22 protein-coding genes and 1 riboswitch are annotated in these 21,148 nt (G+C 73.2%); of the genes, 7 read left to right on the top strand and 15 right to left on the bottom strand.

The window, feature by feature from the left end; all coding sequences use genetic code 11:
- Positions 1 to 44 precede the first annotated feature (44 nt).
- Positions 45 to 1,112 (top strand): polyprenyl synthetase family protein, encoded by a 1,068-nt coding sequence (locus AB0J69_RS56730; protein WP_364136709.1) that lies wholly within the window; start codon positions 45 to 47, stop codon positions 1,110 to 1,112.
- A gap of 450 nt (positions 1,113 to 1,562) precedes the next feature.
- On the opposite strand, the gene thiE is transcribed toward AB0J69_RS56730, so the two are convergent.
- The 3 genes from thiE to AB0J69_RS56715 are packed head-to-tail and all read right to left on the bottom strand — an operon-like array spanning position 1,563 to position 3,753.
- Complete coding sequence (gene thiE / locus AB0J69_RS56725) at positions 1,563 to 2,201, bottom strand: thiamine phosphate synthase (RefSeq protein ID WP_364136708.1); 639 nt, start codon at positions 2,199 to 2,201, stop codon at positions 1,563 to 1,565.
- Positions 2,179 to 2,553: an Rv2175c family DNA-binding protein gene (locus AB0J69_RS56720; protein WP_364136707.1), complete on the bottom strand. Its 375-nt coding sequence runs from the start codon at positions 2,551 to 2,553 to the stop codon at positions 2,179 to 2,181. Before AB0J69_RS56720 ends, thiE begins: the two co-directional genes overlap by 23 nt.
- Before the next feature lie 30 nt (positions 2,554 to 2,583).
- Positions 2,584 to 3,753, bottom strand: a complete 1,170-nt coding sequence (locus AB0J69_RS56715) for an FAD-dependent oxidoreductase (RefSeq protein ID WP_364136706.1) — start codon at positions 3,751 to 3,753, stop codon at positions 2,584 to 2,586.
- 52 nt (positions 3,754 to 3,805) lie between these two features.
- Positions 3,806 to 3,922: riboswitch (TPP riboswitch) on the top strand.
- On the opposite strand from AB0J69_RS56715, the gene AB0J69_RS56710 reads away from it, so the two are divergent.
- The 4 genes from AB0J69_RS56710 to pknB all read left to right on the top strand — a co-directional run bounded on the left by AB0J69_RS56710 (position 3,912) and on the right by pknB (position 8,102).
- Complete coding sequence (locus AB0J69_RS56710) at positions 3,912 to 5,096, top strand: FAD-dependent oxidoreductase (RefSeq protein WP_364136704.1); 1,185 nt, start codon at positions 3,912 to 3,914, stop codon at positions 5,094 to 5,096. (Overlaps the previous riboswitch by 11 nt.)
- Positions 5,093 to 5,293, top strand: coding sequence for a sulfur carrier protein ThiS (gene thiS, locus AB0J69_RS56705; RefSeq protein WP_364136702.1), 201 nt, complete (start codon positions 5,093 to 5,095; stop codon positions 5,291 to 5,293). Before AB0J69_RS56710 ends, thiS begins: the two co-directional genes overlap by 4 nt.
- Before the next feature lie 40 nt (positions 5,294 to 5,333).
- Entirely contained in the window at positions 5,334 to 6,041 is a 708-nt protein-coding gene (locus tag AB0J69_RS56700) for a thiazole synthase (RefSeq protein ID WP_364136729.1), read from the top strand.
- A 153-nt stretch (positions 6,042 to 6,194) separates the two neighbouring features.
- Positions 6,195 to 8,102: a Stk1 family PASTA domain-containing Ser/Thr kinase gene (gene pknB, locus AB0J69_RS56695; protein WP_364136700.1), complete on the top strand. Its 1,908-nt coding sequence runs from the start codon at positions 6,195 to 6,197 to the stop codon at positions 8,100 to 8,102.
- 40 nt (positions 8,103 to 8,142) lie between these two features.
- Here the strand turns inward: pknB and alc are convergent, their stop codons facing one another.
- The 4 genes from alc to AB0J69_RS56675 all read right to left on the bottom strand — a co-directional run bounded on the left by alc (position 8,143) and on the right by AB0J69_RS56675 (position 12,973).
- On the bottom strand, positions 8,143 to 9,087 hold the full coding sequence (alc, locus tag AB0J69_RS56690) for an allantoicase (RefSeq protein ID WP_364136698.1): 945 nt from the start codon (positions 9,085 to 9,087) through the stop codon (positions 8,143 to 8,145).
- Positions 9,088 to 10,410 (bottom strand): allantoinase AllB, encoded by a 1,323-nt coding sequence (gene allB, locus AB0J69_RS56685; protein WP_364136696.1) that lies wholly within the window; start codon positions 10,408 to 10,410, stop codon positions 9,088 to 9,090.
- Positions 10,407 to 11,564: a glycerate kinase gene (locus AB0J69_RS56680; RefSeq protein WP_364136694.1), complete on the bottom strand. Its 1,158-nt coding sequence runs from the start codon at positions 11,562 to 11,564 to the stop codon at positions 10,407 to 10,409. The genes allB and AB0J69_RS56680 overlap by 4 nt, the downstream gene beginning before the upstream one ends.
- A 98-nt stretch (positions 11,565 to 11,662) precedes the next feature.
- On the bottom strand, positions 11,663 to 12,973 hold the full coding sequence (locus tag AB0J69_RS56675) for a nucleobase:cation symporter-2 family protein (protein ID WP_364136692.1): 1,311 nt from the start codon (positions 12,971 to 12,973) through the stop codon (positions 11,663 to 11,665).
- A gap of 153 nt (positions 12,974 to 13,126) precedes the next feature.
- On the opposite strand from AB0J69_RS56675, the gene AB0J69_RS56670 reads away from it, so the two are divergent.
- Positions 13,127 to 14,290: a winged helix DNA-binding domain-containing protein gene (locus AB0J69_RS56670; protein WP_364136690.1), complete on the top strand. Its 1,164-nt coding sequence runs from the start codon at positions 13,127 to 13,129 to the stop codon at positions 14,288 to 14,290.
- On the opposite strand, the gene AB0J69_RS56665 is transcribed toward AB0J69_RS56670, so the two are convergent.
- From AB0J69_RS56665 to AB0J69_RS56630, 8 genes are all read right to left on the bottom strand, one after another.
- A complete protein-coding gene (locus AB0J69_RS56665) occupies positions 14,285 to 14,497 on the bottom strand; it encodes an EF-hand domain-containing protein (protein ID WP_364136688.1) in 213 nt (70 codons plus the stop codon). The genes AB0J69_RS56670 and AB0J69_RS56665 overlap by 6 nt on opposite strands.
- Positions 14,498 to 14,610: 113 nt before the next feature.
- Positions 14,611 to 16,014 (bottom strand): 8-oxoguanine deaminase, encoded by a 1,404-nt coding sequence (locus AB0J69_RS56660; RefSeq protein WP_364136686.1) that lies wholly within the window; start codon positions 16,012 to 16,014, stop codon positions 14,611 to 14,613.
- Positions 16,011 to 16,481 carry a (2Fe-2S)-binding protein gene (locus AB0J69_RS56655; RefSeq protein ID WP_364136684.1) on the bottom strand — a complete coding sequence of 157 codons (471 nt, stop codon included), beginning with the start codon at positions 16,479 to 16,481 and terminating at the stop codon, positions 16,011 to 16,013. The genes AB0J69_RS56660 and AB0J69_RS56655 overlap by 4 nt, the downstream gene beginning before the upstream one ends.
- Positions 16,481 to 17,341: a xanthine dehydrogenase family protein subunit M gene (locus AB0J69_RS56650; RefSeq protein WP_364136682.1), complete on the bottom strand. Its 861-nt coding sequence runs from the start codon at positions 17,339 to 17,341 to the stop codon at positions 16,481 to 16,483. The genes AB0J69_RS56655 and AB0J69_RS56650 overlap by 1 nt, the downstream gene beginning before the upstream one ends.
- Before the next feature lie 4 nt (positions 17,342 to 17,345).
- Complete coding sequence (pucL, locus tag AB0J69_RS56645) at positions 17,346 to 18,209, bottom strand: factor-independent urate hydroxylase (RefSeq protein WP_364136680.1); 864 nt, start codon at positions 18,207 to 18,209, stop codon at positions 17,346 to 17,348.
- Positions 18,210 to 18,509: a hydroxyisourate hydrolase gene (gene uraH / locus AB0J69_RS56640; RefSeq protein WP_364136678.1), complete on the bottom strand. Its 300-nt coding sequence runs from the start codon at positions 18,507 to 18,509 to the stop codon at positions 18,210 to 18,212.
- The gene (gene uraD, locus AB0J69_RS56635; protein ID WP_364136676.1) at positions 18,506 to 19,006 is read right to left on the bottom strand and encodes a 2-oxo-4-hydroxy-4-carboxy-5-ureidoimidazoline decarboxylase; all 501 of its coding nucleotides are present in this window, start codon (positions 19,004 to 19,006) and stop codon (positions 18,506 to 18,508) included. Before uraD ends, uraH begins: the two co-directional genes overlap by 4 nt.
- A 95-nt stretch (positions 19,007 to 19,101) precedes the next feature.
- Entirely contained in the window at positions 19,102 to 20,046 is a 945-nt protein-coding gene (locus AB0J69_RS56630; RefSeq protein WP_364136674.1) for an NADP-dependent oxidoreductase, read from the bottom strand.
- A 158-nt stretch (positions 20,047 to 20,204) separates the two neighbouring features.
- Here AB0J69_RS56630 and AB0J69_RS56625 point away from each other — a divergent pair, with 158 nt between their 5' ends.
- On the top strand, positions 20,205 to 21,044 hold the full coding sequence (locus tag AB0J69_RS56625; RefSeq protein WP_364136672.1) for a deoxyribonuclease IV: 840 nt from the start codon (positions 20,205 to 20,207) through the stop codon (positions 21,042 to 21,044).
- Positions 21,045 to 21,148 lie beyond the last annotated feature (104 nt).

Raw genomic sequence — 21,148 nt, 5'->3', positions numbered from 1 at the left:
ACCTGGAAATCCGATCGCGTACATCCGGCCACTAGTCTCATGACATGACCACTGACGCCGCCGGCATGGACACCTTGCGCACGCAGGTGGAGCGTGCCCTCGGAGAGTTCGTCGAACGGCAGCTGCCCCCCGGCGGCGACCCCGAGTTCGCCCCGCTGCGCACGGCGGCCGACGAGCTGCTGTCCGGCGGCAAGCGGCTGCGTCCGGCGTTCTGTTACTGGGGCTGGCGCGGCGCGGGCGGCACGGACGAGCCCGGCGTCTTCCGCGCCGCCGCCTCTCTTGAGCTGCTCCAGGCCAGCGCGCTGGTGCACGACGACGTGATGGACAAGAGCGACCTGCGCAGAGGCATGCCGTCCGCGCACCGCCGCTTCCAGGCGATGCACGAGAAGTCCGGCTGGTACGGCTCGGCGCAGCAGTTCGGCGAGGGCGCCGCGATCCTGCTGGGCAACCTGCTGCTGATCTGGTCGGGCGAGATGTGGCGGGCCAGCGGCCTGCCACGCGAGTCGCTGGAGGCCGCCCAGCCGGTCCACGACCACATGCGCACCGAGCTGATGTGCGGGCAATACCTCGACCTGCTGGAGCAGGCGCACGGGGAGAACACGTTCGACTCGGCGCTGCGGGTGGCGCTGTACAAGAGCGGCAAATACTCGGTGGAGCAGCCGCTCAGGCTCGGCCTGGTGCTCGCCGCCCGGGAGCTCGCGCCGTGGATGGACGAGCTGTGCACCGGCTACGGCAGGCGGGTCGGGATCGCGTTCCAGCTCCGTGACGACATCCTGGGGGTGTTCGGCGACCCGGCCCAGACGGGCAAGCCCGCGGGGGACGACCTGCGGGAGGGCAAGCGCACGATGCTGGTGGCGCGCACGCTCGCGGCCGCCTCCCCGGCGCAGGCCGCCACGGTGCGGCGGCTGCTGGGGGATCCGGCGCTGGACGAGCGCGGGGTGGAGTCGCTGCGGCAGATCATCGACGACACGGGTGCGCTGCAGGAGTGCGAGGACCTGATCGGCGACTACCTGGGGGAGGCGCTGGCGGCGCTCGACGCGGCCCCGGTCACCCCGGACTCCCGCGCCGCCCTGACCGACCTCGCCATCGCCGCCACCTCCCGCAAAACCTGACCACCCCGCTCCCCACGGCCCCGCCACCGCGGCTGGACCCGACGCGCCGTAACGGGCCGACGGCCTCGGCTCCCCGAACACACCGCACGTACGCAGCGCACGGAGACTGCGCACGGAGACTGCGCACGGAGACTGCGCACAGACCCCGGGCACAGGCGACGACCGGACAGGCCACGTCCGAAGGAGGCGCGGCGCGACGGCCAGGCGCGGAAAGCGGCGCGCGAACACCGGCCGGGGGCCCCGGGCCCGCCACCACACCTCCCGGACGTGACGCCCGGGAGACGGCGCCCGAAGAGCGGGCCCGAAGGACGGGCGCGGAAGCCAGGCGCGGAAGCCAGGCGCAGCGGCGGCCCGGGCAAGCGGCGATCGGGCAGGCCAGGACCGCGGAGCCGGGGCCGGACCCGCCGGGACCGGTTGGAGGCGCCCGCTGTCAGGGCGGGCGCCTCGCGGTCAGCGGGCCGACAGCCGCTTGGCGAACTCCGCCGCCGCGGCCCCGGGGTCGTCGGCGTCGGTGATCGCCCGGACCACCACCGCCCGGCGCACGCCGTACGACATCACCTCGTCGAGGTTGGCGAGGTCGATGCCGCCGATCCCGAACCACGGCCGCGACGTCCCCAGCGACGCCGCGTGCCTGAGCAGCGGCGGGCCGGGGGCCGGGCGGCCCGGCTTGGTGGGCGTGGGCCAGACGGGGCCGCAGCAGAAGTAGTCGACGCCCTCCTCCACGGCCGCGGCGGAAGCCTCGGCGGCGGAGTGGGTGGACCGTCCGATGACGATGTCGTCGCCGAGTATCTCTCGCGCGACCGTCACAGGAAGGTCGTCCTGCCCCAGGTGGAGCACGTCGGGCCGGGCGGCGTAGGCGATGTCCGCCCGGTCGTTGACGGCCAGTAGCTTGCCGTGCCGGTCGCAGGCGTCGCGGAAGATCTCGAGGAGCGCGAGTTCTTCGCGAGCCTCCAGGCCCTTCTCCCGCAGCTGGATGATGTCCACGCCCCCGGCCAGCACCGAATCGAGGAACTCTGCCAGGTCGCCGCGGTCGCGGCGGCCGTCTGTGCAGAGATAGAGGCGGGCCTCAGAAAGCGAGGGCTTGGGCACGCCGCTTGACCTCGGTATGACGGCCGGCCTTGATCGCCTCTATGGGCGATCCGGGCAGCGACTCGTCTGGGGTGAAGAGCCAGCGCAGCGACTCGACATCGTCGTAGCCGGCGTCCTGCAACACGGTCAGCGTGCCGGGCAGGCCCTTCATCACGTCCTTCCCATCGAGGAACACCGCGGGCACCTGTGGCCCGCCGCTCCCGCGGCGCACGCCGAGGAGCTTGTGGTCCTTGAGGAGCTGCTTGGCCCGCCCGATCGAAAGGTCAAGGCGCGAGGCCACTTCGGGGAGCGTGAGCCACTCGTCGACGAGCTGCTCGGTCTCCCGGTCGATCTGTGCAACAGAAAGCGTCACGAAACCACAACTACCACATGCCGTCCTTGCTCAAACAACACAATCCCGTAGGGGGACTTGTGGATCTACCAGGCGTTCCGCGTCGAGGCGGTGGCCCGCCTCGATGATCCGCCGCCCCTGTACGAGGTCGCGCGGCCGGTCCACGGCGAGCACCGCGGCGAGGGTGTCGCCGGCGGTGAGCCAGACGGCCGACCACTTGCCCTCGGGCTCTCCTCGATAGACCAGCCGTTCCCCCGCGGGGTGGTGGCCGGAGTATTGCACCATGTGCCCGAACTGCTCGGACCAGAAGTATGGCACCGGATCGTACACGGCTTCCTCCCCCAGCAGTGTCGCGGCGGCGACCTCGGGGGCGTTGAGCGCGGTGTCCCAGTGTTCGACCCTGAGCCTGACCTGCCAGCGGCGCGACCACCAGGCGGCGCAGTCGCCCACGGCGACCGTGTTCGGCAGCGAGGCGCGCAGGTGCTCGTCGGTGACGACGCCGTTGTGGAGGTCGATGTCGGCGCCGGCCAGCCATTCGACCGCCGGGCGCACGCCGATGCCGGTGACGACCGCGTGGGCCTCGACGAACTCGCCGCCCACCAGCCGCACGCCGCCCTCGTCCACGGAGTCGACCATGGTGCCGAGCCGCAGGTCGATGCCGTCGTACCAGCGCTCGGTGCGGGCCCCGATCTCGGTGCCGACGGCGGTCGCGAGCGGGGTCTCGGCGGACTCGATCACCGTCACCTCGCAGCCGGCGCGGCGGGCCGCCGTGGCCACCTCCGCGCCGATCCAGCCGGCGCCGACGATGGCGAGGCGGGCGCCGGGGACGAGCATGGCCCTGAGCTCGTGGGCGTCGTCGATGGTGCGCAGCACGTGCTGGGGGCCGTCGCCGGGCAGCCTGATCGGCTCGGCGCCGGTGGCGATGACCAGGCTGTCGTAGCCGAGCTCGCCCTCTGTGGTCTCCACGACGCCCGCGCGCAGCGACTTGGCGCTGACGCCGGGCCAGAAGTCGACGCCCATGGACTCGAGGTCGGTCTCGACGTAGCTGGAGTCGGCGTCGCCGGCCAGGACGGCCTTGGACAGGGGCGGGCGGTCGTAGGGGCGATGGCGCTCCTGGCCTATCAGGGTGATCCGGCCGTCGAACCCGCGCCCGCGCAGTGCCTCGACCGTACGCACTCCGGCCAGGCCCGCTCCCACCACCACGACATGCTTCACGTTCATGACCATAACGGGGGCGGTGCATGGACGTCGCACCGAGGCCGTAGGCTGTGGATGTAAGACGCGCGGGAGTCCGGCCGTAACCGGGCTGAGAGGAAGGCTTCACCGGGCCTTCGACCGCAAGACACCTGATCCGGATCATGCCGGCGAAGGGAGCGCATGTGGACGTGATCGTGGGTGGCGGGGTCGTCGGGCTTTCCGTCGCCTGGCGGATGGCCCGTGCGGGGCGGCAGGTCACCGTGGTCGACCCGGCTCCGGGCACGGGGGCCTCACACGCGGCGGCGGGGATGCTGGCCCCGGTCAGCGAGGTGACCTACACCGAGGCGCCGCTGCTGCGGCTGGGTATGGCCTCGCTGCGCCGCTGGCCCGCCTTCGCCGCCGAGCTCTCCGCCGACGCCGGCCTGGACGAAGCCACCGGACCGGGCGCGGAGCAGGGGCCGAACCGGCCTGGCGAGGGGCAGGGGCTGAACCGGCCCGGCGCGGGGCGAGGGCTGGATCTCCGGTCGGACGGGACGCTGGACGTGGCGTTCGGGGCCGACGACCTGGCGGCGCTGGACGAGCTGGCGGCGTTCATGGACAAGCTGGGCCTGCCGGTCGAGCGGCTGACCGGGCGGGAGTGCCGCCGGCTGGAGCCGATGCTGGCTCCCTCCGTGCGCGGCGGGCTGCTGGCGGCCGGTGACGCCTGGGTCGACCCGCGCCGCGTGACGGCGGCGCTGCTGGCCGCGCTGGAACGGAGGGGCGTGCCGCTGGTCAGGGCCCGCGCGACCGGGCTGCTGCGCGAGGGCGGCCGCGAAGGAGGAGCGGTCACGGGCGTGCGCCTGGACGGCGACCCCGCCGAGCTGCGGGCCGAGCGGGTCGTCGTGGCGGCCGGGGCCTGGAGCGCCGAGCTGGCCGAGGTGCCGGTGCGGCCGGTCAAGGGGCAGATCATGCGGTTGCGCTCGCCGCAGCCGCTGCTCGGCCGGTGCGTACGCGGAACCGTGCACGGCTCGTACGTCTACCTGGTCCCCCGGGGCGACGGCGAGCTGGTGGTCGGGGCCACGCAGGAGGAGCTGGGGTTCGACACCCGGGTGACCGCCGGCGGGCTCTACGAGCTGCTGCGGGACGCCAGGGAGCTGGTGCCGGGCGTCACCGAGCTGGAGGTCGCCGACGTGGTGGCGGGGCTGCGGCCGGGGACACCGGACAACCTGCCGGTCATCGGGCCGAGCGGGACACCGGGGCTGGCGTTCGCGACCGGGCACCACCGGGGCGGCGTGCTGCTCGCCCCGCTCACGACGGCCATTCTGCTGGGCGAGGAGAGCGAGCTGGCGGCCCTGTGCACGCCGGGGAGATTTCGGGAAATTTCATGATTGTTAGCATCAACGGGGCCGCGCACGAGGTGGCCGACGGCATCACCGTGGCGCAGGCCGTACGCATATTGACCGCGGTCACCACCGGAGTGGCCGTGGCCGTGAACGACGAGGTGGTCACGCGCGGCGCCTGGGACTCGACGGCGCTGCGCGACCGTGACCGCGTGGAGGTTCTGACGGCGGTGCAAGGTGGATGATCTGATCATCGCCGGGGAGAAGTTCTCCTCCCGGCTCATCATGGGGACCGGCGGCGCGCCCTCGCTTGAGGTGCTCGACCAGGCGCTGGCGGCGTCGGGGACCGAGCTGACCACGGTGGCGATGCGGCGGCTCGACCCTGGCTCGCGGGGCTCCGTGCTGGACGTGCTGCACAGGCGCGACATCAAGGTGCTTCCCAACACGGCCGGCTGCTTCACCGCGGGCGAGGCCGTGCTGACGGCCCGGATGGCCCGGGAGGCCCTGGGCACGAACTGGGTCAAGCTGGAGGTCATCGCCGACGAGCGGACGCTGCTGCCCGACCCGATCGAGACGTTCGACGCGGCCGAGCGGCTGGTGGCGGACGGGTTCGTGGTGCTGCCGTACATCGGGGACGACCCGGCGCTGGCCCGGCGGCTGGAGCAGGCCGGCTGCGCCGCCGTGATGCCCCTGGGGGCGCCGATCGGCTCGGGGCTGGGCATCCGCAACCCGCACAACATCGAGCTCATCGTGGAGGCCGCCGGCGTGCCGGTGATCCTCGACGCGGGCATCGGCACGGCGAGCGACGCCGCGCAGGCGATGGAGCTGGGCTGCGACGCCGTGCTGCTGGCCACGGCCGTCACCAGGGCGCAGCGGCCCGACCTCATGGCGGCGGCCATGAAGGGCGCCGTGGTCGCCGGGCGGCTGGCGCGGCAGGCGGGCCGCATCCCGCGCCGCCGCTACGCCGAGGCGTCCTCCCCGATGACGCCGTGACCCCGGAGGAGCCCGTGACCCCGGTGGCCGTCGTGACCTGGGAGGGGTCGTGTCCGCTTCGCCGGAAGCTGGGACGTTCCAACGGGAACGTCTCCGCATCGGTTTCGGGCGCCCGGGCCCTGCCAGTGGCAAAACGCCCGTAAACTCAGCGGGGTGGATACGACGACTGCGGACCCCCTGGTCGGGCGGCTCCTCGATGGGCGCTACCGCATCGAGAGCCGGATCGCCCGGGGCGGTATGGCGACCGTCTACCTCGCGCTGGACATCCGGCTCGACCGGACGGTGGCGCTGAAGGTCATGCACCGCTCGCTCGCCGAGGACCCGGCCTTCGTCAGGCGGTTCATCGGCGAGGCCAAGTCGGTTGCCAGCCTCTCCCATCCCAACGTGGTGCACGTCTTCGACCAGGGCACCGACAACGACGTCGTCTACCTGTCGATGGAATACGTCCCGGGCCGGACCCTGCGCGACATCCTGCGCGAGCGGGGCAGGCTGCCGGCCCGTGAGGCGCTCGAGATCATGATCCCGGTGCTCGCCGCCCTCGGCGCAGCCCACCAGGCCGGGTTGGTGCACCGCGACGTCAAGCCGGAAAACGTCCTGATGACCGACGACGGCCGGGTCAAGGTCGTCGACTTCGGCCTGGCCAGGGCGATCGAGGCGACCAACCAGACCCGTACCGGCGTGATGATCGGCACGATCGGCTACATGGCGCCGGAGCAGGTCACCACCGGCGCCGCCGACGTGCGCAGCGACGTATACGCCGCGGGCATCATGCTGTTCGAGCTGGTGACGGGACAGCAGCCGTACGACGGCGAGACGCCGATGTCGGTGGCCTACCGCCACGTCCACGACACCGTGCCGGCGCCGTCGTCGGTGGTGCCCGAGGTGCCGCCGCTGATCGACACGCTGGTGGCGCACGCGACCGCCCGCGAGCCGCACGACCGGCCCGCGGACGCGACCGCGATGCTCGTGGCTGCGGTCGAGGCGCACCGGATGCTGCCGCGCACGACCACTCCGCCGGGCACCGGGCCGGTCTACGCGCACTCCCAGCCGCCGATGGCCGGGAACGCGTCGGCCGCCCGGTCGGTGCCGCTGGCCGCCCCCGCCCACACGCTGGTCCAGCCGCGGGCCGAGGTTCCGCAGCGGCGCGGGTTCCGGCCCAACTGGTTCCTGGTGGTGCTCGCCGCCGTGATGGTGGTGGCGGTCGGGCTGACGGGCTGGTATTTCGCGCAGCCCGAATACGTCACCGTGCCCAACCTGGTCGGCAAGAACCTGGCGGTGGCCCAGAAGAACCTCACCGCGCTCGGCCTGAAGATGCGCGAGGCCGACGGCCAATATGACGAGAAGCTGGCCGAGGGCCTGATCCTGCGGTCCGACCCGGCGGCCGACTCCCAGCTGGAGAAGGGCTCCACGATCACGCTGGTGCCCTCGCTGGGCCCCGAGCGCATCGTGGTGCCCGACGTGTCGGCCATGACCGGCAACGAGGCCCGCGCCGCGATCGCCAAGGCGGGCCTGACGGTCGGCTCCGTCAAGCGCCTGGCCAACCAGGAGGTCGAGCGCGACAAGGTGATCCGCACCTCGCCGCAGGTGGGCGAGAAGGTCAAGAAGAACGCCTCGATCGACATCTACGTCAGCGCCGGGCTCGTCATGCCCGACGTCGGCGGCATGCCGAAGGACGAGGCCGCCGGCTACCTCGGGCAGCAGGGCTTCCAGGTGCAGGTCAACGAGGTCGATGACGACGCCGAGCCGTGCACGGTCATCGCCCAGTCCCCCAAGGCCAAGTCCGAGGTGGACAAGGGCGCGCCGGTCATGATCACGGTGGCGCGCTGCCAGACGGACTTCTGGCAGTGGTTCCGCGGCGACAACGAGGGCCGCGACGACCAGCAGTTCAGCCTGGTGCCCGGGGTGATCGGGAAGAACATCAACGACGCCAAGGCGGAGCTGGAGGCGCTGGGGTTCAAGGTCCGGGTGCAGCGGCTGGGCAACCGGGGCGTGGTGCAGTACCAGCGGCCGCTCCCGAACAGCGAGCGGCCGCCCGGCACCACGGTCTACCTCTGGCAGTGAGCCGGCGAGCGCCCCGGGGCTCCGGGGGCGCTCGAGGCTCTCAGGCGAGGTGGCCGTGCAGGCGGACGCGGGCCAGGCCGCCGTCCGGGTAGATGTCCACCCGCACGTGCGTGACCGGCTCCGCGTGGCCGAGGCGGAAGCGGTGCGGCGTGTCGGGCTGCAGGCGGGTCCTGGGCAGGAGCTCCACCTCGCGCTCCCCGTCCAGCCCCGTCAGCGACACCGCGCCGGGCGCGTTGAACAGCAGGTTCGTGGTGTCGATCTCGGCCAGCCGGACGATCCCGCGCCCGGCCAGCCGGATGACGAGCCAGTCGTTGCCCTCGCCCCGCCGCCGGGCCGTCTCCCAGCCCTCCGCCTGGTGCCGGGCCAGCCCCGGCGCGATGACGTTGTTGGGCGCGGAGTAGAACTCGTCGGAGCAGGCGGTGACCAGGCCGCCGTTGGCGAGGGCGGCCAGGTCGAGGCCGAGGCCCTCGTAGAGGGACAGGTCGGGGCGCACCTCGCCGTGCACCCGCAGGCGGGCCACGCCGCCGTCGGGGTGGATGCTGAGCCGTACGTGCGTGTACCGGGACTCGTCGGCGATCTCGAAGTGGTGCTCGGCGTCCCCCTTGAGCTCTGACCTCGGTACGATCTCCGTCCACGGCGCCGCCAGCAGCTCGGCCGGTGACGGGTAGCCCGCCACGCAGGTGGCCGCCACGGAGGCGTGGGGCGGGTAGTTGCCCTTGAACCAGGCGGTGTCGATCACCACGCCGCGGATCACCCCGGGCAGGCCGAGCCGCACGAGAGCCCAGTCGTGGCCGGGCTCGCGGCGGCGGCGGGTCTCCCACCCGTCGTACACCTGCCCCTTGTTGCCGAACGTCGCGGGCGAGAACCCCGGCCGGCCCGGCCTGATCAGGCTCTCCTTCTCGGCGAACGACTCGTCGCTGGCCGCCACGACGGACCCGCCGAGGGTGCGCAGGGCGAGGTCGGGCAGGGTGGTGAAGCGGATCATCTACTGCGCTCCCGGCAGGAATCGTCCGTGCGGCGTGCCGTCCACCGGGCGGCCGCGCAGCCAGGTGGTCAGGACGGCGCCCTTGAGGGTGCGGCCGTGGTAGGGGGTGACGGGGTTCTTGTGGTGGAGGCGGGCGGCGTCGATCAGGTTGTCGGCGCCGGGATCGAATGCCACCAGATCGGCATCATTTCCCACCTTTATCCCGCCTTTTCCGGAGATACCGGCCATGGCGGCGGGGTTGGCCGACATCCAGCGGACCACGTCCCCCAGCCGGTGCCCCCTGCGCGCGGCCTCCGTCCAGACCGCCGGCAACCCGAGCTGGAGCGAGGCGATGCCGCCCCACGCGGCGGCGAAGTCGGGCACCTTGAGCTCGGCCGGCGACGGCGAGTGGTCGGACACCACGCAGCTCAGCACCCCCCGCGCGAGCCCGTCCCACAGCAGCTCGCGGTTGGCCTCGGAGCGGATCGGCGGGCAGCACTTGTACGTGGTCACGCCCTCGGGCACCTGCTCGGCCGCTAGCGTCAAGTAGTGCGGGCAGGTCTCGGCCGAGACCGCCACGCCCCGGGCCTGGGCGGCCTCCAGGACGTCCAGGCAGCCGGCGCTGGAGACGTGCAGGACGTGCACCCGGCAGCCGGTCTCGGCGGCCAGCCGGACGACCCGCTCGACGGCGCTGCGCTCGGACTCCCCCGGCCGGGACTCGAGGAACTCCCGGTAGGTCGGCCCGCCGGGCTCGGCCAGCAGCGCCGGGTCCTCGGCGTGCACGACCATCATCCCGCCGAACCCGGCGATCTCCTCCAGAGCCTCCCGCAGCTCGTCGTCGGCCAGCGGCGGGAACTCGTCCACGCCCGAGGGCGACATGAAGCACTTGAACCCGTAGACGCCGCGCTCGTGCAGGGGCGCGAGGTCCTTGACGTTGCCGGGCACCGCGCCGCCCCAGAAGCCGACGTCCACGTGACACTGCCCCTCGGCGGCCCGCTGTTTGACGTCGAGCGCCCCGGCGGTGACGGTGGGCGGCAGGGAGTTGAGCGGCATGTCCAGGATCGTGGTGACGCCTCCCGCGGCGGCGGCCCGGGTGGCGGAGTCGAAGCCCTCCCAGTGGGTGCGGCCCGGCTCGTTGACGTGGACGTGCGTGTCGACCAGGCCCGGCAGGAGGGCCACGTCGCGCAGGTCGATGTCCTCGGTCGCGGGGACGGGGGCGGCGTAGTCGTACAGGGCGGCGATCACCTCCCCCCGTACGGCCACGGCGACGGCCCGCTCGCCCTCCGGCGTGACGGTCCTGCGCGATCTGACGACGGTGTCGAATCCGGTGTCGAATCCGGTCATCCGTTCCCCTCCGGAAGGCGGTCGGCGGCGAGCCGGGCGGCGAGGCGTTCGAGCAGCGGCCCGGCCTCGGCCATGCAGCGGGCCGGATCGGGCTCCAGGTCCGTCAGGGCGTAGGCGGCCTCGATGCCCGCGGCCTTCAGGTCGGCGTCGCTGAGCGTACGGCGCCCGCAGACGGCCACCACCGGCACGCCCGCCCGGGCCGCGGCCTGCGCCACGCCGACGGGCGCCTTGCCGCGCAGCGACTGCTCGTCCAGCGACCCCTCACCCGTGATCACCAGCCGCGCGCCCTGGACCAGCTCGCCGAACCCGAGCAGGTCGAGCAGGTAGTCGATGCCGGGCCGCAGCTCGGCGTGCAGGAACGCCAGCGCCGCGAACCCGACCCCGCCGGCCGCTCCCGCCCCCGGCGCTCCCGCCACGCCCATGGCGCGCGGGACGTCGTCGTGCTCGACCGCCCCCATCAGCCCGTGCGTGGCCGTGGCCACGGCGGCCAGGCGGGACAGCGCGGCCTCCAGCGTCTTGACGTCGTCGGGCGTGGCACCCTTCTGGGGCCCGTAGACGGCGGCGGCGCCGTGCGGACCGAGCAGGGGGTTGTCCACGTCGCTGGCCACCACGAACTCGACGCCGGAGACGTGCAGGAAGCCCGACAGGTCGATGCGGGCCAGCTCCTTCAGCGCCGCCCCGCCCCGGGACAGCTCGGCGCCGCCGGCGTCCAGCAGGCGGGCGCCCAGGGCCTGCGCCATGCCCGCTCCCCCGTCGGTGCACGCGCTGCCGCCCAGGCCCAGGACCACCCGCTTGGCGCCCCGGTGCACGGCGTCGGCGACCAGCTCGCCCGTGCCGTAACTGGTGGCGGTCAGGGGCTCGCGCCCGCCGGGCAGGCGGCGCAGCCCCGACGCCTCCGACAGCTCGACCACCGCGGTGCCGTTGGGGTGCCAGGCGTAGGAGGCGGGGATCCGCTCGCCGGTGGGCCCGGTGACCTCGATCGTGATCCGGCCGAAGCCGGCCGCCACCGCCGCGTCGACGGTGCCGTCGCCCCCGTCGGCGATGGGCAGCTCGACCGTGGGCACGCCGAGCCCTGCCGACACCCGGGATGCCACCTCGGCCGCCGTCAGCGTCCCCTTGAACTTGTCGGGGGCGACCAGTACGTGCTGAACCACTACGAACTCCCACCTGATGATGAACAATGTCCTGACACGCCTTCCTGCCCGGTGCGAGCGGGCAGGAAGGCGTGACTCATCATCACATCCCGGCCCGCTCAGCCGGCGCGCTGGGCGGGGCGCAGGTGGTTGAAGACGAGGTTCAGCAGGATCACCATCAGGCTGCCGGTGCTGATGCCGCTGTTCAGGATGGTCTGGGCCCAGTCGGGGAACTTGTCGTAGAAGTCCGGCACGCCGACCGGGATGGCGGCCACGCCGAGGGAGACCGCCACGATGACCAGGTTGTGGTTGCCCTCGAAGCTCACCTTCGCCAGCGTGCGGATGCCGGAGGCGGCCACGGTGCCGAACATGGCGATGCCCGCGCCGCCGAGCACCGGCTGCGGGATCGCCGCGATCACCGCGCCCAGCACGGGGATCAGGCCGAGCAGCACGAGGATGCCGCCGGCGGTGGCGACGACCCAGCGGCTGCGTACGCCGGTCAGCCCGACGAGCCCGACGTTCTGGGCGTAGGCGGTGTAGGGGAAGGTGTTGAACACGCCGCCCAGCGCGGTGGAGAACCCGTCGGCCCGCAACCCGTCGGCCAGCCGCCGCGGGGTGAGCTCCGAGCCGGTCATCTCGGCCACCGCCACGAAGTCGCCGGTCGTCTCGGTCATGGAGACGAGCATGACCACGCACATCGAGATGATCGCCGTGACCTGGAACGTGGGCATCCCGAACGCGAACGGCGTGCTGATCCCGAACAGGTCGGCCGAGCCCACGTTCGAGAAGTCCGTGAACCCGAGCGGGATCGCCACGAGCGTGCCCGCCACGATGCCGGCCAGCACGGCCACCCGGCCCAGGAATCCCTTGGACAGCCGGTAGATCGCGAGGATGAACAGCAGCACGGCCGCGGCCATGGCGATGTTGCGCGGCTCCCCGTACGACGGGCTGCCCGCGCCACCGGCGGCCCAGCGGGCGGCGACCGGCAGCAGCGAGATCCCGATGATGGTGATGATGGTGCCGGTGACCAGCGGCGGGAAGAACCTGACGATCCTGGCGAAGTAGGGGGCGACGGCCACGACGAGCAGCCCCGACACGATGACGGCGCCGTAGATGGCCGGCAGGCCGCCCTGGGTGGTGCCGATCAGCACCATCGGGGTGACGGCCGCGAACGTGCAGCCCTGCATGATCGGCAGCCGGACCCCGAACCGCCACACCCCGACGCACTGGATGAGCGTGGCGATGCCGCTGATCAGCAGGTCGGCGTTGATCAGGTACGCGAGCTGGTCGGGAGGCAGGTTGAGCGCACCGCCCACGATGAGCGGCACCGCCACGGCGCCCGCGTACATCGCCAGCACGTGCTGCAGCCCGAGCGTGCCGAGCTGCGCGACCGGCAGGCGGGCGTCGACCGGATGCACCTCACTCTTCATGAGTCACTCCAGGTTCAGGGGGTGACCTCAAGTGAAACAAGCGATCTCCCCGCAAACCTATGCACAAGCCCATCAACCACTGCCCGCCGCACCCGTCGTCAGGTGTGTGATCCTCCAACTAGGCTCACTGCGGGAAAGGGGACATTTGTGCGGATGACGACGAGGCAGCGGCAGGCGCGGCTGGCCCTGCGGCACCGGCTGGCGCGCAAGGCCGCCACGCCGGAGGAGGCGGCGGAGTCCGTGGTGGCGCTGCACGGCACCGACCCGGCGACGGTGTTCCTGTCGGCGGGCGCGCGCCTGGCGGCCCCCGGCCCGGAGCCGGTCGAGCGGGCCCTGTACGCCGACCGCACGCTGGTGCGGATGACCGGCATGCGGCGCACGGTCTTCGTGGTCCCGGCGGAGCTGGTGCCGGTCGTGCACCACTCCTCGATGCCGGCGATCGCCCGCAGGGAGCGCGCGTCCGTGCTGAAGGTGGTCGCGGCGGGCGGCTGGGACGAGACGCGGCTCAAGGACGTCGAGGCGTCGGTGCTGCGCCTGCTGGCCGAGTCGGGCGACGCCACGGCGGCCGAGCTGGGGGTGCTGGAGCCGCGACTGCGCGAGCAGTTCAGGGTGGCGGTGGGCAAGCCGTACGAGGGCGTGGTGAGCCTGGGCTCGCGCCTGCTCGCCCTGATGGCGATGGACGGCCTCCTGGTACGGCGGGCCCGCGTGTCCGGCACGTGGGTCAGCGGCACGCACTACTGGGGCCTGGCCCCGGAGATGGCCGAGCTGGCCGCGCACGAGGCGCAGGCGGCGCTGGTGGCCCGGTGGCTGGCGGCGTTCGGCCCGGGCACGGAGGCGGACCTCAAGTGGTGGACCGGCTGGACGCTCAAGGACGTGCGCCGGGCCCTGGCCGCCACCGGCGCGGTGGCGGTGGAGCTGGACGAGGGCACGGGCTACGTGCTGCCGGACGACCTGCCTGACGAGCGGGAAGAGGTCGTGGCGCCCGAGCCGTGGGCGGCGCTGCTGCCCGCGCTCGACCCGACGCCGATGGGCTGGCAGGCCCGCGACTGGTACCTGCCGCCGGAGCACCGGGCCGAGCTGTTCGACCGCAGCGGGAACGTGGGCCCCACCGTCTGGTGGGACGGCCGGGTGGTGGGCGGCTGGGCGCAGCGGCCCGGCGGCGAGATCGTGTGGCGCGCCCTGCCGGGCGCGGACGTGGGTGCGGACGCGCGGGCCGCGATCGAGGCCGAGGTGGCCGGGCTGGCCTCCTGGCTGGGCGGGATCACGGTGACCCCCCGCTTCCGCACCCCGCTGGAACGCGCGCTGTCGGCCCTATGAGAGCGTCCGGATGAACTCCTCCAGCGAGTAGCGCCCGTCCTGGTCGGAGTCGGCCTCCTGGCTCATCGCCCCGAGCGCCTCCGCCGGGAGGTCGGGGAAGTGCCGCTTCAGCTCGGCCTCGCTGATGTAGCCGTCGCCGTCGGTGTCGATCGACGCGAAAGTGTTCCTGAGCTGCGCCAGCCGCTCGTCTGGGAGTTCCGCCGACACGGGACCGCCTTTCCTGCTCGTTTCGGACATTTACACCCTAGTGGCCCGGACACGATGCGTCCCATGACGAGTGACGGCGAGCGCGAGACCACAGAGCGTGCGGCAGGGCCCCGTCAGGTTCGAGCGTCGCCGTGATCCTGGTGGACCTCCTTGGCGGCGGTGATCCCGCGTTCCTCCGCCAGCCGCATCAGCCGCCGGTGCGCCGCGGCGCCGGCCCGCCCGGCCGCGTCCTGGGCGACGGTCTTCAGCTCGCCGTCGGCCACCACCGTACGCCCCCCGACCAGCACCCTGGCCAGCGGCGGCACGGGCCCGAAGACGAGCGCGCACACCGGGTCGGCGACGGCGGCGGTGTACGGCCCGTCGACCCGCCACAGGGCGAGGTCGGCCAGCTTGCCGGGCTCCAGCGACCCGAGCTCGCCCTCCCGGCCGAGGTTGCGGGCGCCGCCCAGCGTGGCCAGCTCCAGTGCCTGCCTGGCGGTGAGCGCCTCGGGGCCGTACCTGGCGCGCTGGAACAGCAGCGCCTGCCGCATCTCCCCGGCCAGCGGGGTCAGCTCGGAGGAGGCGTTGCCGTCCACGCCGAGCCCCACGTTCGCGCCGCGGCGCAGCAGCTCCGACACGCGGGCGATCCCGGCGCCGAGGCGCCCGTTCGAGGAGGGGCAGTGCGCGGAGCCGGTGCCGGTGGCGACCAGCTTGCCGATGTCGGCGTCGCTCAGGTGCACGGCGTGCGCGAACCACACGTCCGGGCCCAGCCAGCCCAGCTTCTCCATGTAGTCGACCGGGCGCAGCCCGAACTCCCGCAGGCAGTGCTCGTCCTCGTCGAGGGTCTCGGCGAGGTGGGTGTGCAGGCGTACGCCCTTGGCCCGGGCCAGGGCGGCGGACTCGGTCATCAGCTCGGCGCTGGCCGAGAACGGCGAGCACGGCGCGACCACCACGCGCAGCATGGAGGAGAACGAGGGGTCGTGATAGGCGTCCACGGCCTCGGCCGTGGCGGCCAGGATGTCGTCCAGCTCCTCGACCACGACGTCCGGCGGCAGCCCGCCCTTCGACTCCCCCCGGTCCATGGAGCCGCGCGCGGGGTGGAACCTGAGGCCCACCTCGCGGGCGGCCTCGATCTCGGCCGCGAGGAGGTCGCCCCGGCCCTTGGGGAAGACGTAGTGGTGGTCGCTGGAGGTGGTGCAGCCCGACAGCGCCAGCCAGCTCAGCCCGGCCTGGGCCGCGCCCTTGACCACCTCGGCGTCCATGGCCGCCCACACCCGGTAGAGCGCCACCAGCCACTCGAACAGCGTCGCGTCCTGCGCCAGCCCCTGCGAGGCCCACTGGTAGAGGTGGTGGTGGGTGTTGACCAGGCCGGGGGTGGCCAGGCAGCCGGTGCCGTCGATGCGCGAGGCGCCGGGGACGGCGGGCGCGGGCCCGGCGCCGAGCTCGGCGATCCGGTCCCCCTCGATCCTGATATATCCGGATTCGATCTCGGGGCCGGCGACGGGGGCGACGTACACGTTCTCGATGAGGACGCTCATCCGGCCGCCTTCCGGGAGGCGGCCAGGCGCACCGCGTCGAGGATCTTCTCGTAGCCGGTGCACCGGCACAGGTTGCCCGCCAGCGCCTCCCTGATCTCGGCGTCCGACGGCCGGGGCACGCGTTCGAGCAGGTCGTGGGCCTGCACCAGCAGCCCCGGCGTGCAGAAGCCGCACTGCACGGCCCCGCACTCGACGAACGCCTCCTGCACCGGGTCGAGCCGGTCGCCGTCGGCCAGCCCCTCCACGGTACGCACCCGCCGCCCCTCGGCCTGCCCGGCGGCCACCAGGCAGGCGCAGACCGGCAGGCCGTCGAGGTAGACCGTGCACGAGCCGCACTCGCCCTGCTCGCACGCGTTCTTGGAGCCGGGCAGGCCGAGGCGCTCGCGCAGCACGTACAGGAGGCTCTCGCCCTCCCAGACGTCCTCGGCGATCTCCTCGCGGCCGTTGACGGTGAAGGTGACGCGCATCAGGCGGCCCTCTTTTCCAGGTGGTCGTTCCAGGCCCAGGTGAGCGTGCGGCGGGCCATCACGCCGATGGCGTGCACGCGGTAGGCGGCGGTGCCGCGCACGTCGTCGATCGGCGCGGCGGCCCGCGCGCACAGCTCGCCGAAGCGCCGCAGCAGCGCGGGGTCGAGCGGCGCGTCCCAGTCGAGCTCGCGGGCCAGCAGGTCCTCGGCCTCCAGCGCCCGGCGCGGGGTGGGCGCGGCCGAGCCGATGCCGGTGCCGACCCGCCGCTCCCGTGGATGCAGCGCGACCGCGAACGAGCACACCGCGATCACCATGGCGTTGCGCGTGCCGACCTTGGAGAAGTACTGGGGCCCGGTGGCGGGCGGCACGTGCACGGCCCTGATCAGCTCGTCCGGCTCCAGCGCGCTGCGCTTGACCCCGAGGTAGAACTCCGTGGCCGGGATCATCCGGACCCCGCGCTCGCGCGACTCCACCTCGACCACCGCTCCCGCCGCCAGCAGCGGCGGGTGGCTGTCGCCCGCGGGCGAGGCCGCGCCCAGGTTCCCGCCGACGGATCCGCGGTTGCGGATCTGCGGCGAGCCGACCGTGCGCGAGGCCTGGGCGAGCCCCGGCAGCGGCCCGCCGAGCTCCGCGATGACCGTCGCGTACGACACCCCGGCCCCGACCCGGCACAGGCCACTCGCCATCGACCAGTCCCGCAGCTCGGCCACCCGGTTGAGGTCGAGCAGCGCCGGCGGCCTGCGCACGTCGAAGTTCAGCTCCACCATCACGTCGGTGCCGCCCTGGATGGGCACCGCCTCCGGCTGGTCCGCCTTGGCGGCCAGCGCCTCGTCCCACGTCGTGGGCCGCAAGAAGTCCATCTGCCTACTCCCAGGCGAATCCGGCGTCGGGCGCGTCCTCGCGCAGCACGCCGCCCTCGATGAGTCCGTAGGGGCGGTCGGCGGCGTGGAAGACCTCGTTGTCGTTGTCCAGGCCGAACGGGGTCAGGTCGACCGCGAAGTGGTGCTTGTTCGGCATGACCATCCTGACCTCGCAGATCTCGGGGCAGGTGGTGAGGGCGCGCTCGCCCATGGCGTACAGGGTCTGCTGGAGGGAGAGGCTGTGCGTGCCGGCGAAGGCGTCGATCAGGGCCCGCCGGACCTCCTCGTACGACTTGGCGTAGGAGGAGGTGCCGTCCCCGGCGTGCCGCCAGCGGGCGGTGACGGCGGTGGCCAGGACGCGGTCAGTGGTGGGCGGGAGGGTGGTGTACTCGTCCACGATGTAGCCGTGGAACTCCGACCCCGTCGAGTTCAGCACCACCAGGTCCTTGAGCCCGGACACGACCGTGTCGCGGCCGTCGCGGTCGTGGTGGACCACGCACGTGCGCACCTCGCCGCCGTCGCGTACGAACGAGTGCGGCCCGGCGCGGTTCCAGCCGTACTCCTCGATCTCCACCCTGGCGTGGTGGACGGTGGACTGCGACTCGACGAAGTGCCTGGCCAGCCGGAGGGCGAACTCCTCGATCTGGCCCACGCCGTGCTTCCTGGCGAAGGCGTACACCGTGTTCTTCTGCGAGTCGGTCGGCAGCACGGCGGCGTTGTCGCCGGTCAGGTGGACGGCCTCCATGTCGCCGGACAGGGAGGTGCTGACGTTGACGTCCTTGACGTGGTGCACGGGGCCGTCCCTGACCACGTGGACGAGCCTGGTCTCCGCCTTGCCGTAGCGGTTGGGGCCGAGCCTGACGGTCATCTAGCTCCCTCGGTAGGTCGAGTAGGCATACGGGCTGAGCAGCAGCGGCACGTGGTGGTGCTGCTCGGGGTCCGTCACGGTGAAGGTGACGACGACCTCGGGGTAGAAGGTCTCCGCCAGGTACGACCCGGTGTCGAAGACGACGCGGTGGACCCCGGCTCCCGGGTTCCAGCCCTTGATCCGGCCGTCACCGTCGGTGTGCCCCTCGGCCACGACGCGGCCGTCGTGCTCGAGGCGTACGCGCAGGCCGGCGGCGGGGCGGCCGGTGACCGCGTCCAGCACGTGGGTGGAGAAGCTCATGTCCCCTCCTTCATGAGCTTGCCCAGCCGCAGCCTCGTGATGGCGGCCAGCTCGCCGCGGACGACCGCGCGCTCGCGCTCCTCGTCGTTGCCCAGCCGCTCCCGCAGCCGGGCCAGCATCTGGGCGCCGGTCAGCCCGGTGGCGCAGACGAGATAGACGTGCCCGAACCGCTCCTCGTAGGCCCGGTTGCCCTCGGCCAGCTCCGCGCGCAGCCCGTCCTCCACCCCGGCCTGCTCCTGCCGGGACCAGGACGCCGCCCGGCCGTCCCCGCCGGCCCGCTCCCCGATCCTGGGGTGCGCCGCCAGCGCCTCCAGCACGTCGTCCCAGCCCAGCTCCAGCACGGCCGCGCCGGCGGCGGCGAGGAGCCGGTCGAGGTCGCCGTACGGCCGCCCCGAGGCCACCTTCCCGGCGAAGGCGCGGGAGGCGCAGCAGGCGAGCAGTCCGGCCTCGGCCTCGGCCGGGGACCGGGCGTTGAAGGCGTCGAGCGTGTCGGGCATGTCAGAAGTACACACATGCGCTAGGTGCCCGGTCCATCCGCGAGAACTCCCAACTCGCGGCCCGGATGCCGGGAACTTTTCGTGGCATGCTCCAATCACATGGTGATGACGGTCTTGCCCCGGGCGTGCCCGGTGGCCAGGCCGGCCAGCGCGGCGGGCGCCCGCTCCAGCGGCACCTGGGCCTGCACGCGCACCCGCAACCGCCCCGCGTCGATGAGGTCGGCCAGGTCCGAGAGCACCTGGGGGGTGAGCCGGTTGATCACGTTCACGCCGCGCAGCTCCCGGGCGGCCAGGGCGTCGGGGTCGAGCGCGTGCAGGACGCTGCAGATCACGCCGCCCGGGCGCAGCAGCTCCTCCAGGGGCTGGGTGGCGCCGGCCGGCGAGACCAGGTCCAGCACCGCGTCGATCCCCTCGGGGTGGGCCGCGCGCACCTGGTCGGCGACCGGTCCGCGGGTGTGGTCCACGGTCTCCGCGGCCCCGAGGGCGCGGACGAGGTCATCGGCCCCGGGCGAGCTGGTGGCGATGACGCGGGCCCCGCGCAGGGCGGCGAGCTGGATCGCCGACTGGCCGACGCCGCCCGTCGCCCCGACGATCAGGACCGTCCGCCCCTCGTCCAGCCGGGCCACCTCGACCAGGTCCCTGGCCGTCCCGGTGGCGGTGGGCACGGCGGCGGCCTGCTCGGGGATCATGCCCTTGGGCATGCGGGCCACCGGCCCGTCCTGGGCGACCACGCCGTACTCGGCGTAGCTGCCCAGGCCGCGCGCGGGGTCGGTGAAGCGGCCGTACACCTCGTCGCCGGGGCGGAAGCCGCTCACCTCCCGCCCCACCGCCGTCACGACCCCGGCGCCGTCCTGGCCCATGATGAACGGGAACCTGGGCGACATCCGGTCCTTCATGGCCCCGCTGGCGATCTTGTGGTCGACCGGGTTGTAGGCGGCCGCGCGCAGGCGTACGAGCAGTTCGCCGGGCCGCGGCTCGGGCTCGGGCGCCTGGATGAGCTCGGGGTCCGCCCCGAAGTCGGAAATGGCGATGGCACGCATGGGCTCTCCCCCGTCTGGCCGCGCTTCCGCGGACGCGGTAGGGCGTTCCCCGCCCGCGTCCCCGCCAAGGCTCGCGGCCCGGCGTCTTGGAGCAAGCTTTGTGCGCGCCGCGCGGATCAGCGGAAGTGTCCGCCGCTGCGCCTACACTGAGAGTCATCATGACCCTGAAATCCCTGATCGGCGGACACGTGTCCGTCACGGGCGGCCTGGCGACGGGCGGCCTGAAATACATGGCCGAGATCGGCGCCGAGATGATCCAGGTGTTCGTCACCAACCCGCGGGGCTGGGCGCTCACCGAGGGCAAACCCGACCAGGACGCCAAGCTGGCCGAGTCGGGCGTCGAGGCGTTCATCCACGTGCCCTATCTCGTCAACTTCGGCTCGCCCAGCCCGGAGACGCTGGCCAACTCCATCGCGATCGTGCGCCACACGCTGCGGCGCGGGGTGGAGACGGGCGCCAAGGGGGTCGTGGTGCACACCGGCTCGGCAGTGACGCAGTCGCGCGACGACGCGCTGCGGCAGGTGCGCGACAACCTGCTGCCCCTGCTGGAGGAGATCCCCGAGGGCGGCCCCGACCTGCTGCTGGAGCCGATGGCGGGCCAGGGCGCCATGCTGTGCGCCACCGTCCAGGACCTCGAGCCCTACTTGGCCGCGCTCGACTGGCACCCGCGGGCCTGCGTCTGCCTCGACACCTGCCACGCCTTCGCCGCCGGTCACGACCTGGCCGCCGAGGGCGGGGTGAAGGAGACGTTCGACGCCCTGCACGCGATCGCGCCCGGACGGCTCAAGCTGATCCACGCCAACGACTCCAAGGACGTCTGCGGCGCGAAGAAGGACCGCCACGAGAACATCGGGGCCGGTCACATCGGCGCCCAGCCGTTCGCCGACCTCATGCGGCACCCAGCGGTGGCCGGGGTGCCGATCTGCATCGAGACGCCGGGCAAGGCGCCCAAGCACGCCGAGGACATCACCCTGCTGAAGAAGCTCCGCGACGGCTGACCTGGTGCCTTGCCGGCACCGCCAAGTCGGATAAAACCCCCACCGTCATTGACACCGTGATAGGGGCGCCTGCTCGCGCGATCCGGCCGCCCCCGAAGGCCGGA

The sequence above is a fragment of the Nonomuraea sp. NPDC049709 genome (genome assembly GCF_040674815.1).
Classification (GTDB): Bacteria; Actinomycetota; Actinomycetes; order Streptosporangiales; family Streptosporangiaceae; genus Nonomuraea.
This window is presented reverse-complemented; position numbering and strand designations above follow the sequence as displayed.

Excerpts from the sequence above, each read along its gene's own strand:
- AB0J69_RS56730 (WP_364136709.1), top strand. The coding sequence starts at position 45 with ATGACCACTGACGCCGCCGGCATGGACACCTTGCGCACGCAGGTGGAG.
- AB0J69_RS56715 (WP_364136706.1), bottom strand. The coding sequence starts at position 3,753 with ATGAACGTGAAGCATGTCGTGGTGGTGGGAGCGGGCCTGGCCGGAGTG.
- thiS (WP_364136702.1), top strand. The coding sequence starts at position 5,093 with ATGATTGTTAGCATCAACGGGGCCGCGCACGAGGTGGCCGACGGCATC.
- AB0J69_RS56700 (WP_364136729.1), top strand. The coding sequence starts at position 5,334 with ATGGGGACCGGCGGCGCGCCCTCGCTTGAGGTGCTCGACCAGGCGCTG.
- alc (WP_364136698.1), bottom strand. The coding sequence starts at position 9,087 with ATGATCCGCTTCACCACCCTGCCCGACCTCGCCCTGCGCACCCTCGGC.
- allB (WP_364136696.1), bottom strand. The coding sequence starts at position 10,410 with ATGACCGGATTCGACACCGGATTCGACACCGTCGTCAGATCGCGCAGG.
- AB0J69_RS56675 (WP_364136692.1), bottom strand. The coding sequence starts at position 12,973 with ATGAAGAGTGAGGTGCATCCGGTCGACGCCCGCCTGCCGGTCGCGCAG.
- AB0J69_RS56670 (WP_364136690.1), top strand. The coding sequence starts at position 13,127 with ATGACGACGAGGCAGCGGCAGGCGCGGCTGGCCCTGCGGCACCGGCTG.
- AB0J69_RS56660 (WP_364136686.1), bottom strand. The coding sequence starts at position 16,014 with ATGAGCGTCCTCATCGAGAACGTGTACGTCGCCCCCGTCGCCGGCCCC.
- AB0J69_RS56655 (WP_364136684.1), bottom strand. The coding sequence starts at position 16,481 with ATGCGCGTCACCTTCACCGTCAACGGCCGCGAGGAGATCGCCGAGGAC.
- AB0J69_RS56650 (WP_364136682.1), bottom strand. The coding sequence starts at position 17,341 with ATGGACTTCTTGCGGCCCACGACGTGGGACGAGGCGCTGGCCGCCAAG.
- pucL (WP_364136680.1), bottom strand. The coding sequence starts at position 18,209 with ATGACCGTCAGGCTCGGCCCCAACCGCTACGGCAAGGCGGAGACCAGG.
- uraH (WP_364136678.1), bottom strand. The coding sequence starts at position 18,509 with ATGAGCTTCTCCACCCACGTGCTGGACGCGGTCACCGGCCGCCCCGCC.
- uraD (WP_364136676.1), bottom strand. The coding sequence starts at position 19,006 with ATGCCCGACACGCTCGACGCCTTCAACGCCCGGTCCCCGGCCGAGGCC.
- AB0J69_RS56630 (WP_364136674.1), bottom strand. The coding sequence starts at position 20,046 with ATGCGTGCCATCGCCATTTCCGACTTCGGGGCGGACCCCGAGCTCATC.
- AB0J69_RS56625 (WP_364136672.1), top strand. The coding sequence starts at position 20,205 with ATGACCCTGAAATCCCTGATCGGCGGACACGTGTCCGTCACGGGCGGC.